General features: G+C 61.5%; 16 protein-coding genes. 9 read left to right on the top strand and 7 right to left on the bottom strand.

What is annotated here, in order from left to right; translation table 11 throughout:
• Positions 1-37 precede the first annotated feature (37 nt).
• From MY494_RS01245 to MY494_RS01235, 3 genes are all read left to right on the top strand, one after another.
• Positions 38-610, top strand: a complete 573-nt coding sequence (locus MY494_RS01245) for a biotin transporter BioY (protein WP_247910938.1) — start codon at positions 38-40, stop codon at positions 608-610.
• Positions 610-1,059, top strand: coding sequence for a signal peptidase II (lspA, locus tag MY494_RS01240; RefSeq protein ID WP_247910937.1), 450 nt, complete (start codon positions 610-612; stop codon positions 1,057-1,059). The genes MY494_RS01245 and lspA overlap by 1 nt, the downstream gene beginning before the upstream one ends.
• A gap of 61 nt (positions 1,060-1,120) precedes the next feature.
• Positions 1,121-2,695, top strand: coding sequence for a GTP-binding protein (locus MY494_RS01235; RefSeq protein WP_247910936.1), 1,575 nt, complete (start codon positions 1,121-1,123; stop codon positions 2,693-2,695).
• A 140-nt stretch (positions 2,696-2,835) separates the two neighbouring features.
• Here MY494_RS01235 and MY494_RS01230 read toward each other — a convergent pair whose 3' ends face one another.
• A complete protein-coding gene (locus MY494_RS01230) occupies positions 2,836-4,269 on the bottom strand; it encodes an aminotransferase class V-fold PLP-dependent enzyme (RefSeq protein WP_247910935.1) in 1,434 nt (477 codons plus the stop codon).
• 31 nt (positions 4,270-4,300) lie between these two features.
• Here MY494_RS01230 and MY494_RS01225 point away from each other — a divergent pair, with 31 nt between their 5' ends.
• Positions 4,301-4,849: a nucleoside deaminase gene (locus MY494_RS01225; protein WP_247910934.1), complete on the top strand. Its 549-nt coding sequence runs from the start codon at positions 4,301-4,303 to the stop codon at positions 4,847-4,849.
• Here the strand turns inward: MY494_RS01225 and MY494_RS01220 are convergent.
• Positions 4,779-5,969 (bottom strand): alanine--glyoxylate aminotransferase family protein, encoded by a 1,191-nt coding sequence (locus tag MY494_RS01220; RefSeq protein ID WP_247910933.1) that lies wholly within the window; start codon positions 5,967-5,969, stop codon positions 4,779-4,781. The two genes, MY494_RS01225 and MY494_RS01220, sit on opposite strands and share 71 nt — an antisense overlap.
• Positions 5,970-6,023: 54 nt before the next feature.
• Positions 6,024-6,554 (bottom strand): allophycocyanin subunit beta, encoded by a 531-nt coding sequence (locus MY494_RS01215; protein ID WP_247910932.1) that lies wholly within the window; start codon positions 6,552-6,554, stop codon positions 6,024-6,026.
• Between the two features lie 241 nt (positions 6,555-6,795).
• Between MY494_RS01215 and glnA the strand changes: the two genes are divergently transcribed.
• A complete protein-coding gene (gene glnA, locus MY494_RS01210) occupies positions 6,796-8,214 on the top strand; it encodes a type I glutamate--ammonia ligase (protein ID WP_247910931.1) in 1,419 nt (472 codons plus the stop codon).
• A gap of 52 nt (positions 8,215-8,266) precedes the next feature.
• Here glnA and MY494_RS01205 read toward each other — a convergent pair whose 3' ends face one another.
• Positions 8,267-8,497: a hypothetical protein gene (locus tag MY494_RS01205; RefSeq protein ID WP_247910929.1), complete on the bottom strand. Its 231-nt coding sequence runs from the start codon at positions 8,495-8,497 to the stop codon at positions 8,267-8,269.
• A 163-nt stretch (positions 8,498-8,660) separates the two neighbouring features.
• Between MY494_RS01205 and MY494_RS01200 the strand changes: the two genes are divergently transcribed.
• Positions 8,661-9,716 (top strand): class I SAM-dependent methyltransferase, encoded by a 1,056-nt coding sequence (locus MY494_RS01200; RefSeq protein ID WP_247910928.1) that lies wholly within the window; start codon positions 8,661-8,663, stop codon positions 9,714-9,716.
• A gap of 56 nt (positions 9,717-9,772) precedes the next feature.
• Positions 9,773-10,090, top strand: a complete 318-nt coding sequence (locus MY494_RS01195) for a copper-binding protein (RefSeq protein ID WP_247910926.1) — start codon at positions 9,773-9,775, stop codon at positions 10,088-10,090.
• Positions 10,091-10,099: 9 nt separating this feature from the next.
• Here MY494_RS01195 and MY494_RS01190 read toward each other — a convergent pair whose 3' ends face one another.
• The gene (locus MY494_RS01190) at positions 10,100-10,372 is read right to left on the bottom strand and encodes a hypothetical protein (protein WP_247910925.1); all 273 of its coding nucleotides are present in this window, start codon (positions 10,370-10,372) and stop codon (positions 10,100-10,102) included.
• 9 nt (positions 10,373-10,381) lie between these two features.
• Here MY494_RS01190 and MY494_RS01185 point away from each other — a divergent pair, with 9 nt between their 5' ends.
• The gene (locus MY494_RS01185; protein ID WP_247910924.1) at positions 10,382-10,714 is read left to right on the top strand and encodes a DUF6439 family protein; all 333 of its coding nucleotides are present in this window, start codon (positions 10,382-10,384) and stop codon (positions 10,712-10,714) included.
• A 9-nt stretch (positions 10,715-10,723) separates the two neighbouring features.
• Here MY494_RS01185 and MY494_RS01180 read toward each other — a convergent pair whose 3' ends face one another.
• Both MY494_RS01180 and MY494_RS01175 read right to left on the bottom strand, forming a co-directional pair.
• Positions 10,724-11,113 (bottom strand): ATP-binding protein, encoded by a 390-nt coding sequence (locus MY494_RS01180; protein WP_247910922.1) that lies wholly within the window; start codon positions 11,111-11,113, stop codon positions 10,724-10,726.
• Positions 11,114-11,174: 61 nt separating this feature from the next.
• Positions 11,175-11,897, bottom strand: a complete 723-nt coding sequence (locus MY494_RS01175; RefSeq protein ID WP_247910921.1) for a GUN4 domain-containing protein — start codon at positions 11,895-11,897, stop codon at positions 11,175-11,177.
• A 96-nt stretch (positions 11,898-11,993) separates the two neighbouring features.
• Between MY494_RS01175 and mnmH the strand changes: the two genes are divergently transcribed.
• Entirely contained in the window at positions 11,994-13,055 is a 1,062-nt protein-coding gene (gene mnmH, locus MY494_RS01170) for a tRNA 2-selenouridine(34) synthase MnmH (protein ID WP_247910920.1), read from the top strand.
• Positions 13,056-13,058: the final 3 nt, after the last annotated feature.

The raw sequence follows: 13,058 nt of genomic DNA, 5'->3' as shown, positions 1-13,058 counted from the left end.
CACTCTCCTGCAGGATGGTCGCACTGAGAGGCCAACTGTGCGCGCCCTTGCCAACTGGAGTGGTGCCCTCGCCGGATTGCTACTCATCCTCTGTGGCGGGTTAATTCAAGCCGCAATCCCATGGCCCGGGGAGCAAGGCGTGTCGCTGCTGCCGTTGCCGATGACCTTGCAGGTGCCGGCGCTCCTCTTCACGGCCCTGGTCTGCGGGCACCGACCGGCCATGTTGGCCGGCATGGCCTACATCAGCTTGGGGCTGTTCCAACTACCCGTCTTTCAAGGAGGAGGGGGACTGAGTTATCTCAGCGACCCAGCTTTTGGCTACCTGGCGGGGTTCCTACCTGCGGCCTGGCTGACCGGACGCCTCGCACAACAGCAGGACATGGATGATCTGCTGAATCTTCTGGGCGCAGCAGTTTTGGGACTACTCATCCTGCAGGGCTGTGGCCTCGCCAACCTGCTGCTGGGGGGCATTTTTCAACGTTGGGGTGGACAACTGCCGCAGCTTGTCTTGACCTACAGCCTTGGTCCTCTGCTCCCTCAACTGCTGCTGTGCTGCGCGGTTGCCGTGCTGGCTTGGCCGACTCGACGCCTGTTGTTGCTGGAGCGTTGATGGCACCGAGCTACTGGATCGCCATCGCCGTCGTGCTGATCGACCAGCTCAGCAAGGCCTGGGCCATGGATCATCTGGCCGGAGTTGGCATCCGCCCACTGATCCCCGGTCTGCTCCAACTGCAGCTGATTTTTAACTCTGGAGCCGCCTTCAGCATGCTCGAAGGCAACGCGCAACTGCTAGGGCTCGTGAGCCTGGCTGTTGCGGTGGGTTTGGTGGTCTGGATCAAAACCAGCGGACCACTCGGTCGCTGGCAAGCCATGGGCCTCGGCTTCCTGCTGGGTGGCGCCATCGGCAATGGGATCGACCGCTGGCGCTTGGGTCGGGTCGTGGATTTCCTGGAGTTTGTTCCGATCAGCTTCCCGATCTTCAACGTGGCCGATGTCGCCATCAACCTCGCGATTCTTTGCCTGGCGTTATCAGTGTTGCCTGCTTGGCGAAGGCGTTAATCACAGAGATGATCAGTCCGTGTGGTCGAGGCACCCTTGACCTCCACCAACAGGTGCTGCCATGAAACCCCCTGGTCGAATCTGGCTGTGGCTCGGCCTAGCCCTAGGGGTCTTGGTCGTGGTGACCGCCGTTCTCCAGGCGGTCAACAATCTGCTCTGGCAGCTGAGCTATTTGCTGCCCAGTTGGCTCGTCGGTCCGTTCAGTTTGCTGCTCTTCGGCGGAGCGGCTCTGCTGATCGCTCGCTTTGCCTGGCCTTGGTTCAACAACCTCAGGCGCTCGGGTTGGCAGGTCTTCAAAGAGCCCAACCCAGTGTCCAGCCAACGGATCGAAGCACCGGTCAATCGCCAGGAGGCCGTCCAAAAAAATCTCGCCGGGATCGATTCACTCCTGCAGCGCATCCGCAATGAAGTGCAGCGTGAGGCCCTGCAACAAGAGAGGGAACGGGTTGCCGCTGAGCTGGAACGCGGTGATCTGGTGATTGTGGTCTTTGGCACCGGATCAGCCGGCAAAACATCACTCATTCGCGCCCTCCTCCGCGATGTCGTGGGTGAGGTCGGGGCCGCGATGGGATCGACCAGCACCACAACGAGCTATCGCCTGCGCCTGCGCAACCTGGAGCGAGGAATTCGTCTGGTGGATACACCAGGGATTTTGGAAGCCGGCATCGAGGGGCAAAAGCGAGAGCAAATGGCCCGTGATCAAGCCGCCAATGCCGACCTGCTCCTGCTGGTGGTCGATGGGGACCTACGGGCCGCTGAGTTGGAGGTCTTTGCGGCCCTTTCCAGCCTTGGCAAGCGGCTGTTACTGGTGCTGAACAAGTGCGACCTACGTGGTGAGGACGAGGAGAAACGCTTGCTCGAACTCCTGCAGCGCAGAACGCAAGGGCGCATCGCAGCAGAGGACGTCTTGACCGCGAGTGCCTCTCCGCAGTCGGTTCCGATGCCGGGAGGTCAACCCCTCCAGCCGCCCCCGGAAATTGATCGTCTCCTGCGAAGGATCGCTCAAGTCCTCCATAGCGACGGTGAGGAGCTAATTGCCGACAACATCCTCATGCAAAGCAGCAGGCTGAGCGATGCGGGACGTCGGCTGCTTGGCCAGCAGCGTCAGCTCGATGCTGAAGCCGTGGTGGATCGCTACAGCTGGATCAGCGCCGGGGTTCTAGCAGCAACACCTCTACCTGGCATCGACTTACTCGGGGCCGCTGCAGTCAATGCCCAAATGGTCATGGAAATCGGCCGCGTCTATGGCGTGAGCCTCTCCAAAGCTTCCGCACAGGAATTGGCGGTCTCCGTCGGACGGACCTTGGCGAGCCTGGGGCTGATTAAAGGGGGAATCAGCCTGATCAGTGCTGCCCTCAGCCTGAATCTGCCGGCCCTCCTGGTGAGTCGTGCGATTCAGGCGGTAGGAGCGGGCTGGCTCACACGAATCGCGGGCCGCAGCTTCATGACCTACTTCCAACAGGATCAGGATTGGGGGGACGGCGGAATCCAGGAAGTCGTGCAACGGCAGTACGACCTCAACAAGCGCGAATCTGCCCTCAATGCTTTCCTGACGGCAGCGATGAACCGAGTGGTCGAACCGCTTCAGCGTCAGGGAAAGCAGGGGCAATTGCCGCCACGCCCCCCGCATCGTTGAAGGCCTCCGGCGGCGGCGGTTGCATGGGACCGCGGGCATCCAAGACGGTGATGAACGCCAGGTAAGCAACGGCAATGAGGATCGAAATCGCACCAGTCACGATTGCGACCCAGCGACCTTGGGGATTGGGTTGATTCATCTCAGGCGGGGGCCAAGGATTGCTGAATGACCGATGCCACAGCGGCAAGGTCACTGGAACGGGTGTGGGGATTACCGAGGACAGCTTTGAGGTGATGCCGACCGGCGTAGAGCGGTCGAGACAGCATGAGCTGCTGCTCCAGCAACTGCTGCCTGGTCTGGATGGACCAACGCTCAGCCTCGTGGGCCTCCAGCGCCGATGGCGTAAATGCAAGCAAGTGCAGTGGACCACTGCGCAGCATCAAGGGCAAGGCTGAGAGGTGCTGCTGAAGCTCTGCGCGGCGCTGAAGGGCGCCATGCAGCAGGCTCTCAATGCCATCAAGCCCGAGCTGACGAAGTCCAAGCCAGAGTTTGAGAATCTCGGCAGGCCTTGTGCCCTGCAGCCCGCATTCGCCGCCATGGGCGTCCGCCCAACTGGGCTCCATGTAAGGCAAACCAGTTCCAAAACAAGAGGCCAACAGCTCCGGACGTTTAAGGAGGAGCAGGGATGAGGTCTTGGTGATGCCCAGCAGCTTTTGCGGATTCACTGTTAAAGAATCCGCTCGATCGAGATCGGGGACCAACTGCTTGTGGCTCTGGCTCAGGCCAAAGACCGCGCCAATCGCACCATCGACATGGAGCCAAACACCATGGAGGCGGCACAGGTCGGAAATCGACGCCAGCGGATCGACGGCTCCACGCACCGTGGTCCCAGCCGTGGCGACGACAGCCAAGACACGGCGACCATCCCGCTCAGCATCCTTCAGGGCCTGGGCGAGCGCATCTGGAGAAAGACGCCCTTCTGCGTCGGTCTCGATGGTCTGCAGGCTCTGCTTGGGCAGGCCCATCACCATCAAGGCCTTGGCGATTGACACGTGGGCATCGGCGCTGCAAAACACAGTCAGGCCTTGAGCCTCAGCGAGGCCGGCCTGGTGACGAGCCACAACCAAGGCCATCAAATTGCTCAAGCTGCCGCCGCTGGCGGCGACACCGCCGGCCGATTCACCCAAGCCGAGCTGCTCCGCCATCCAGGTCGTCAAGCTGCGCTCCAAGCGCGAGAGGCTCGGGGACAGCTCCTCAGCCAGCAGGTTGTTATTGAGCCCAGCACAGACCAGATCAGCCGCCACCGAAGCGGTCAGTGGCGGGGGATCCAGGTGAGCCATCGCACCCGGGTGAATGGGGTTGTAGGCCCCATCCATCACCAACTGCAAATCCTCGAGAAGGGCCTCTGGGGAGAGCCCCTGTTGCAGGGGACCCGGTTCAGGCAGGACGCTCAGCAGGGGGAGAGGCGAGCGCTGGGCGGATCCAGCCCACCACTGGCAGAGGCGAGCGCTGGCCTCACGCAGAAAGGATTCCAAGGCCGGATCCTCCCGCAGGGGATCCGGGAAGCAGGCAAGGCTGCGCTGCGGCTGGCTCGGATGGGCGTGAGCCAAAGACCCTGAGCGTTCAGCGGCCATTGTCCCGTGTCATCGGACCCGCCGTGCTGGCATGGTTCAAGAAGCCTGCAGATGGGCGTCTGGTTTGGACGAGGTTCAAAAGCACGAGCGTTGGATGGAGCTGCTGCTGCGCCGAGCGGCGGCGATCGGGGAGATCGGCGAAATCCCTGTGGCTGCAGTTGTTCTTGACAGCCTTGGACGTGCCGTCGGATGGGGTGTGAACCGGCGGCAACGGGAACAACGCCCCCTAGGCCATGCGGAACTGATGGCCCTTGAGCAGGCGGCGCGGCTGAGGGGGGACTGGCGGTTTAACGACTGCAGCTTGATCGTGACTCTGGAGCCCTGCCCCATGTGCGCAGGCGCCCTGGTGCAGGCGCGGATGGGCCGAGTGATTTTCGGCGCCCACGATCGCAAACGAGGGGCCCTTGGGGGCTGCCTGAACTTGGCGACCGATCCGAGTGCCCATCACCGGATGGAGGTGATCGGCGGGGTGATGGAGCCGGAATGCCGAAGCGGCCTCGAGGCCTGGTTCAGGCAACGGCGGCAGCAACGGCAGGCGCAGAAGAACGGAATGCCGGTAGTTCCTGCTCCAGCAGGTTGAGGAGCAGGTCGACGTTCTCTTCGCGGCTGTTGTAGCCCATGAGGCCAATGCGCCAGACCTTGCCAGCAAGAGCGCCGAGGCCACCACCCACTTCGATGCCGTGGGTGTTGAGCAGATGGGTCGTAAAGGCCTTGCCGTCCACACCCTCAGGGATTCGAACGGTGGTCAAGGTGGGGAGCCGCAGCTCCAGAGGAACGTGGGGCTCAAGGCCGAGACGCTCAAGACCAGCCCAAAGGCGCTCGGCATTGCGGCGATGGCGTGTCCAGACGTTCTCCAAACCTTCTTCAGCGATAAGGCGCAAAGCCTCACGCATGCCGAAGTTCATGTTCACTGGGGCGGTGTGGTGATACACACGGTCGCTACCCCAGTACTGGTTGAGCAGGCTGACGTCGAGATACCAGTTGGGGACTTTGCCAGTGCGGGCCGCGAGCTTCTCCTCAGCTCGGGGTCCCATGGAGAAAGGACCCAGACCAGGGGGGCAGCTCAGTCCTTTCTGGCTGCAGCTGTAGGCAAGGTCGACCTTCCAGTCATCGAGGTAGAGAGGAACCGCGCCAAGGGAGGTCACGGTGTCGAGCAGCAGCAAGCAGTCGTGCTGACGGCAAAGGTCACCGATGCCCTCCATCGGCTGGCAGACCCCAGTGGAGGTCTCGGCGTGAACCATCGCCAGGACTTTGGGCTTGTGCTGCTTGAGGCCAGCTTCGATCTCGTCGAGACTGAAGGCTTCGCCCCAAGGCTTCTCGATGGTCTGAACAGTCGCGCGATAGCGGCCTGCCATGTCTTGAAGACGCAGACCGAAATAGCCCTTGACTGCCACCAGGACGGTGTCGCCGGGCTCAACGATGTTGGCGATCGTGGCTTCCATGGCCGCCGACCCAGTACCGCTCATGGGCAGGGTCAAACGGTTATCGGTCTGCCAGGTGTAGCGAAGAAGCTCCTGGACCTCACCCATCAAGGCGACGTAGAGGGGATCCAAGTGTCCGATCGGCGATCGACTCAGAGCCTCAAGAACTGTGGGGTGCGCATTGGAGGGGCCAGGTCCCAACAACAGACGCTCCGGGGTGTCAATCGGAGCAAGCGACAGCCGATGTCGATCTGACACGGTTGATGTGGTGGAAGCCAAGGCCTGGGAGGGGGCTGGATGGGTTGAGACTACGCAGTCGCAGGTGCGACCGAATCAGCGGTTGCGGACGTTGGTGACGCCCAAGCCGCGGCAGAGATGCTCGAAGGGGGCTCGAACGACCGCATTGATCGCATCAGCACTGGCCGCGCCGGAATCAAGGAGCTTTTCGCAGACCACATCGGCCATTAGGGCGATGCTGCGAACGGTGGGACCGGTGGGGACGCCCAGACTTTTATAGGTGTCATCAAGACCATTGAGAACACGCTCGTTGAGGATCGTGCTGTCGTCGGCCACAAGGGCGTAGCTGGCGTAGCGGAGGAAGTAATCCATGTCCCGCAGACAGGCGGCCCAGCGTCGCGTGGTGTAAGCATTACCGCCAGGCAGCAACAGCTCTGGATCGGCTTGCCAAAGGCGCTGACTGGCCTCGCGAACGATCTCAGCGGCTTCGCAATTGATCAGTTCAACTGCGGACAGCCGCAGGGCAGCTTCGGAGTAATAGGTGGAGATCCGGTCGATGGCCGACCCATCCAAATAACGACCTAGTTGGTCGTAACGGCCGATCAGACCGGTGATGGCATCACGCATGGGGGTGGGAGATCGACGCACCTACGGCGGACCGTAGCACCGGCAAACGTCCAGATCCCTTGCCAGATCGAGCCTTTGAGGAAGTTGACAGAAACGGTTACTCAAACCGGATGCCCAGTCCAAACCAGGCCCATCAGTCCGCCATTTGGTTACCGGTGATACAAAGAGGGTTCCACCTCGCTCCGTACCGTCTGATCCGCCCGGCATAGGCGGGCACCCACCAAGCCACTTGCAACGCGTCATGGCCAAGACCGCCCAGGACGTCCTCCGTCAGATCAAGGACGAAGGCATTGAACTGATCGACCTCAAGTTCATTGATCTCCACGGCAAGTGGCAGCACCTCACCGTCACCCCTGACCTGGTTGAGGAAGAAGCCTTCACCGAGGGCGTGGCGTTTGATGGTTCGTCGATCCGCGGCTGGAAAGCCATTAATGAGTCGGACATGGCGATGGTGCCCGATCCGAACACCGCCTGGATCGATCCGTTTTATGGCCACAAAACCCTCAGCCTGATCTGCTCGATTCAGGAGCCCCGCAGCGGCAAGCCCTACTCCCGTTGCCCCCGGGCACTGGCCCAGAAGGCCCTGGATTACCTGAGCTCCACCGGCCTAGCCGACACGGCCTACTTCGGCCCCGAGCCCGAATTTTTCGTCTTCGACGACGTCCGTTACAAGAGCGGCAACGGCTCCAGCTCCTACAGCGTCGACTCGATCGAGAACCCCTGGAATACCGATCGCGTTGAAGAGGGCGGCAACCTCGCCAACAAGATCCAACTGAAGGAGGGCTATTTCCCCTGCGCCCCGAACGACACCCTTCAGGACATGAGGACCGAAATGCTCCTCACCATGGGTTCCTTGGGTGTACCGATTGAGAAGCATCACCACGAGGTGGCAACGTCCCAACACGAATTGGGAATGAAGTTCGCCGAACTCATCACCGCGGCGGACAACGTGATGATTTACAAGTACGTGGTGCGCAACGTTGCCAAGAAGTACGGCAAAACAGCCACGTTCATGCCCAAGCCGATCTTCGCCGACAACGGCAGCGGCATGCACGTCCACCAGAGCATCTGGAAGAACGGCGACACGCTGATGTGGGGCGACGGCACCTACGCCAATCTCTCCCAGACCGCCCGTTGGTACATCGGTGGCCTTCTGAAGCACGCACCGAGCTTCCTGGCCTTCACCAACCCGACCACCAACAGCTACAAGCGTTTGGTACCCGGCTTTGAGGCCCCGGTGAACCTGGTGTACTCCCAGGGCAACCGCTCTGCCGCCGTTCGCATTCCGCTCACCGGCATGAACCCCAAGGCCAAGCGCCTGGAATTCCGCTCCGGCGACGCCCTGGCCAACCCCTACCTGGGCTTTGCCGCCATGCTCATGGCCGGCATCGACGGCATCAAAAACCAGATCGACCCAGGCAACGGCACCGACGTCGACCTATTCGAGTTGCCCGCTGAGGAACTGGCGAAGATTGCCACTGTTCCCGCTTCGCTCAACGGCTCACTGGAAGCCCTCAAGGCCGACCATGAGTACCTCCTGGCCGGCGGGGTCTTCACCGAGGACTTCATCGACAACTGGATTGCCCTGAAGTACGAGGAGGTGCAGCAGCTGCGCCAGCGGCCCCACCCCCACGAATTCACCATGTACTACGACGCCTGATCCGCGTTGCACTCATGGATGCCCCGGCCAAGGCCGGGGCTTTTTTTGAACCTCAAACGTGGTGCAGTTGCTCAAGGGCGCTGTCGTGCAGACGTTGCTCGTGGGCGTGGCGCTCAGCCCAGACCAAGGTCTGGGAGTCCACACGCTCCCCATGCTCGAGATCTGGCTTGGCACGACGTTGAGACAACCAACCCGAAAGACGTCGAGCGGACTTTTGACGCTCCCGCACCCAAGCGACGTAGTGGGGCTCGTTTAAGCGAGCACTGGGGCTGGAATCAATCATCGGCTCCTCTCCTTTCCTTTTCACAACTCAATTCTGTAGCCGTTGCTACCGAATTGAAGGTTTCTCAATCAATCTTGATCAGGGTTCAGTCGGATACAGGCCCACGACGACACCGCCTGATCAGCTGAAATAGACACCCCTTCTTTTCGCTACGACCTCGCCCATGGCTGATGCCGTCACCAAGCTCGCCTATGAGGCCCTGCAGCAGGGCAAGAGCCTGGTTGGGGTCGCCCACAAGGAGATCAGCACACGTCTGATGGAACTGGTGGCGCCCGATGGGGCGCCCAAGACCCTGCCCATACCGCCTGAAATGTTGCGGGACCTGCAGGCCTCCCACAAAGCCTTGCTCGATGTGGACTGGCAGGAAGCCGAGGCAGGTCTCTACCCCACTGCGTTGCTCTTCGATGCACCCTGGGGCGATTGGGCCACCCGCTACCCCTTGGTTTGGCTGGATATGCCAAGCACCTGGGCCAGGCGTTCGGAGCGGAACGTTCGCGATCTACCGACCACGGTTGAAAAGGAGAACTACCCCGATTACTACCTTCAGAACTTTCACCATCAAACCGATGGGTACCTGAGCGATCACTCAGCATCGCTCTATGACCTGCAGGTCGAAATCCTGTTTAACGGCACCGCTGATCCCATGCGGCGGCGAGTGATCAAGCCTCTCCTGCAGGGGCTACGGGCCTTTGAGGGACGCTCCAGCAGCTCCATGCGGGTCCTGGACGTCGCCACGGGCACGGGACGCACCCTCTACCAGCTGCGAGCTGCTCTGCCCCAAGCCCAACTGGTTGGTCTGGACCTTTCCTCGGCCTACCTGCGCCAAGCCAACCGCTGGCTCTCCCAGCGACCATCGGAATTGCCACAACTGGTCCAGGGCAATGCTGAGTCGATGCCCTTCGCAGAGTCGAGCATGCAGGGGGTGACCTGCGTCTTCTTGATGCACGAACTGCCGGCTGAAGCAAGGCAGGCCGTGATCGAGGACTGCTTCCGAGTGCTCGAGCCCGGTGGAGTTCTGGTGCTCGCCGATTCGGTTCAACTGGCCGACTCGCCGCAATTTGAGGTAGCGATGGACAACTTCCGTCGCGTCTTCCACGAGCCCTACTACCGCGACTACATCAGCGATGACATCGATGCACGCCTGAGCGCTGCTGGTTTCAGCGGCATCCGTGCCCAGTCCCATCTGATGACACGGGTCTGGACTGCCACCAAGCCCTGACACAGGGCTAGCCATCGCCTGCAAAGTCCATAGGGTCTTCAAAACCGAAGCCCCGGATGAGCAATCCTTTCAAGGTGCGATGGCTAATGGGCTGGACCTTCCAAACCGTCTTCATGGAAGGGGCTGTTCAAGTGGAAGCACGAGGGTTCGGGATTTGCCTGCGCACTCCCCTGCGCCACAACGAAAGCCCGACCGTTGCAGCCGATCGCCTCGTCCTGGCAGAAGATCGCCGGCGCCGTGCTCTCCATGCCGCCTGGCTGCGGGGAGAAAAGCTCAGTCAGGCCACCGATCAGAACCAACCCATGGGTGATAGCGCTGAACTGGATCCCAGCTCAAGACCAGCGGCGCGTTCTCTGATCCAGGTCACGGCTTGAGCCGGGTGTTCAGCGCTTCAGGAGGACTGCCAGAAGCGCGCCAACACCACCCCAACGCAAAAACTGCCAGAGGGCACGCTCTCCCCAGACGGTGGATTGCAGGGGACTTGGCAGTGGATCCAGGAGTCGCTGAGCCGCCGCTAGACGTTGACGGAGGCGGCGGGCCTGGAGGCTTTCGTCAGCAGCATCAAGTCGTTCAGCCGCTGAAACTGTCGCCAGCACGTTGGCCAGCTGATGCAGCCAGCGAATTGGCTGATACGGGGAACGCGGTCGCTGTTGCATGGCGTCAGGATGACCTGGTCCGAACGGATCCGTCCAGTGCAGGCTCAACAGGCAAAGCAAAATCCCCGGGAATGGCCCCTGGAGAGTCAGCAGCTGGCACAAGCTCTGCACCACAAACTGGCAATCGGAAACCAGGACTGGCATGCCCTGAAGGGACAGCCGCAGCGGCGGGCAGCAGAACAGCTCACCGCGGCGCTCGTGCTGCTGCTTGACCGCGAGAACAGTCCAGCTGCAGCCAGTGTCAGTCCCCAGCGACGAGAGGCGACGGCCCTGGTGGAGAGTGCCCTCGGATGGCTGAAGGGTGACCTCAAAGACCCCGGGTGCCCCAGCCACGGTCACTAGAGCGGCGCCCTAGGCCCGGCGGATCGCCACCTGCACGCGATTACCTCTATGGCTCCAGCGCACATCTTCAAAGCACTGGTGGATCAAAAAGAAGCCCCGACCGGTGACGGCATCGAGTTGATCGGGAAGCATGGACTGCCGAGCGGCAGGAGGCACGCCAGGGCCTTCGTCTTGAACTTGAAAAACACACCAGCGCGGAGTCAAGATTCGGCGGACACGCACGCACTTGAGCGGGTCATTGCCGTTGCCATGGCGCACGGCGTTGACCAACACCTCTTGGAGGCCCAGCTGCAGGCTTGCCAGTTGCTCTGCACTCTGAATCGGCTCTAGCAACAGCTCCAGGAGCGGAGCGAGGTGCAGAGTCGATGGGGTGATGTAGTCAGCCCAACGCAGCGCCATGGAGCCCCAGAGAGGGGAACAGCGAATGAATTGACACTACCCCTGAGTGAGGGGCTGTGCCTCAGGAAGGAACGCGTTGTTGCACCCCTGGATGGGATAGCAAGGCGTCCATCAGGCGAACTCCCCTCAGCTGGTTCACCAGGGGCATATGCCCCTCAGGGGCTTCCAGGGTCCAGGTAAAGGCTTTGGGGTATCGGGTCCAAATTCCCGCTTGCTTCCAGCCAATCCGCGGCCAGAGCTGCTCCCAGCGGTTACCCAGGCTGCGCAGAAGGCGCAGTTGGACGGAGAAACCAAAGCGGGCTTGGGAGTAGGTCACCCACAGACGGTCGAGGCCTTCGAGATCAACGGCGGCCATCGGCGGCACCTCGGAGTAGTAGACGTACCCCCGCTTTTCGGCGGCGGGTCCGGCCAACTGACGAAGGTGCTCGCTTGTCAGCCGATCCGCTTCTTCAAAGTCCTGGCGGATTAACGCCAGCTGCAAAGGGACGTAATCCAGCCCCTGACCGCTGGTCACCGCTAGCCAACCGTCTGGATAGCGGGCCCAGAAGGCCTGGGCCAGAGCATCGTCTTGCGAGACCAACAGCTGAATCAAGCAACCGCAGGCCCAGTCATCGCCCGTGGCATCCCAGCGATCGATCTGATCGGCAATCAAGGGACGACACTCGCTGCTGCGCTTGAGGACTTGCGGCAGCAAGGTGCGGCGCTGACGAGGAGCGCTGCTGAGAAAGCGCTCAATCAACTGGTCAGCGCTGAGCGTGGTGGTGACGGGTGGTCCGGAGAGCATGGAAAAGGGCTGACCTGACGCTGGCCTGACAGCGTTGGCCCACTATGTCAGGCATTGCAGTCGCATAGCGGCAAGAGCCCAACCAGGATCAACGCCATGGCCGAACGGCAATCCATCGAGGCCTTCTTGCAAAGCCAAGGACCTGTGGTGGATGTCCGCGCTCCAGCGGAATTTGAAAAGGGCCACATCCCTGGTGCCCAGAACCTGCCACTGTTCAGCGACCTCGAGCGAGCCGAGGTCGGAACGACCTACAAGCAACAGGGGCGAACGGCTGCTGTTCAATTGGGGCTTTCCCTGGTGGGGCCAAAGCTGGCGCCCTTGGGGAAGACGTTGCAGCAGTTGGGTAGCCGTTGCCCAGGCCAGCCCCTCAGGATCCACTGCTGGCGAGGCGGAATGCGCTCGGGGAGCATGGCCTGGCTCGCTGAAACCCTCGATCTGCACGCTGTGGTGCTCGAAGGCGGCTACAAGAGCTATCGACGCTGGGTTCTCGAGCTGATGGAGCAGCCATGGCCCATTCAGCTTCTGGGCGGGAGAACGGGTACGGGAAAGACTGATGTGTTGGTTGAGCTGGCGAAGAAAGGGGTCGCCGTCGTGGATCTCGAGGGGCTAGCCCATCACCGCGGCAGCAGCTTCGGAGGCTTGGGCCTTCCTCCCCAACCGAGCACAGAGCATTTTGAGAATCGGATCGCCGCGGTCCTCAAGCAGCAGCGATCGGCAGCGCAGATTTGGCTCGAAGCGGAGAGCATTCAAGTTGGACGCTGCCGAATTCCAGCCGGGCTTTGGCGACAGATGCAAAAAGCACCGCTTCTGGAGATCACCAGACCCGTTGAAGAGCGCCTGGATCAGCTCGTGGCCGTCTATGGCGTCCAAGATCCTGAGGCCTTAGCCGATGCAACCCAGCGGATCGCTCGGCGCCTCGGTCCCCAACGCACGAAGACAGCCCTCGATGCAATCGCAGAGCGTGACTGGCATGGGGCCTGTGCCCAGATGCTCGATTACTACGACCGCTGCTACGACCATGAGCTCGAGGGGCATGGCCAGGCTGAGCAAGCCAGCCAACGCGAACGGATGGATTTGGCAGGGTTGACCGCGGCGGAAGCCGCCGAACGACTCATCAACAGCGGAGCCGCAGCCAGATCGCCTGAGCATCATCACTAGGAT

Source organism: Synechococcus sp. A10-1-5-1, assembly GCF_023115425.1.
GTDB lineage: Bacteria > Cyanobacteriota > Cyanobacteriia > PCC-6307 > Cyanobiaceae > Vulcanococcus.
This window is presented reverse-complemented; position numbering and strand designations above follow the sequence as displayed.

Bases quoted from the DNA above. Each gene is read 5' to 3' on its own strand.
- lspA (WP_247910937.1), top strand. From the start codon at position 610: ATGGCACCGAGCTACTGGATCGCCATCGCCGTCGTGCTGATCGACCAG.
- MY494_RS01235 (WP_247910936.1), top strand. From the start codon at position 1,121: ATGAAACCCCCTGGTCGAATCTGGCTGTGGCTCGGCCTAGCCCTAGGG.
- MY494_RS01230 (WP_247910935.1), bottom strand. From the start codon at position 4,269: ATGGCCGCTGAACGCTCAGGGTCTTTGGCTCACGCCCATCCGAGCCAG.
- MY494_RS01225 (WP_247910934.1), top strand. From the start codon at position 4,301: ATGGTTCAAGAAGCCTGCAGATGGGCGTCTGGTTTGGACGAGGTTCAA.
- MY494_RS01215 (WP_247910932.1), bottom strand. From the start codon at position 6,554: ATGCGTGATGCCATCACCGGTCTGATCGGCCGTTACGACCAACTAGGT.
- glnA (WP_247910931.1), top strand. From the start codon at position 6,796: ATGGCCAAGACCGCCCAGGACGTCCTCCGTCAGATCAAGGACGAAGGC.
- MY494_RS01205 (WP_247910929.1), bottom strand. From the start codon at position 8,497: ATGATTGATTCCAGCCCCAGTGCTCGCTTAAACGAGCCCCACTACGTC.
- MY494_RS01200 (WP_247910928.1), top strand. From the start codon at position 8,661: ATGGCTGATGCCGTCACCAAGCTCGCCTATGAGGCCCTGCAGCAGGGC.
- MY494_RS01195 (WP_247910926.1), top strand. From the start codon at position 9,773: ATGAGCAATCCTTTCAAGGTGCGATGGCTAATGGGCTGGACCTTCCAA.
- MY494_RS01190 (WP_247910925.1), bottom strand. From the start codon at position 10,372: ATGCAACAGCGACCGCGTTCCCCGTATCAGCCAATTCGCTGGCTGCAT.
- MY494_RS01185 (WP_247910924.1), top strand. From the start codon at position 10,382: ATGACCTGGTCCGAACGGATCCGTCCAGTGCAGGCTCAACAGGCAAAG.
- MY494_RS01180 (WP_247910922.1), bottom strand. From the start codon at position 11,113: ATGGCGCTGCGTTGGGCTGACTACATCACCCCATCGACTCTGCACCTC.
- MY494_RS01175 (WP_247910921.1), bottom strand. From the start codon at position 11,897: ATGCTCTCCGGACCACCCGTCACCACCACGCTCAGCGCTGACCAGTTG.
- mnmH (WP_247910920.1), top strand. From the start codon at position 11,994: ATGGCCGAACGGCAATCCATCGAGGCCTTCTTGCAAAGCCAAGGACCT.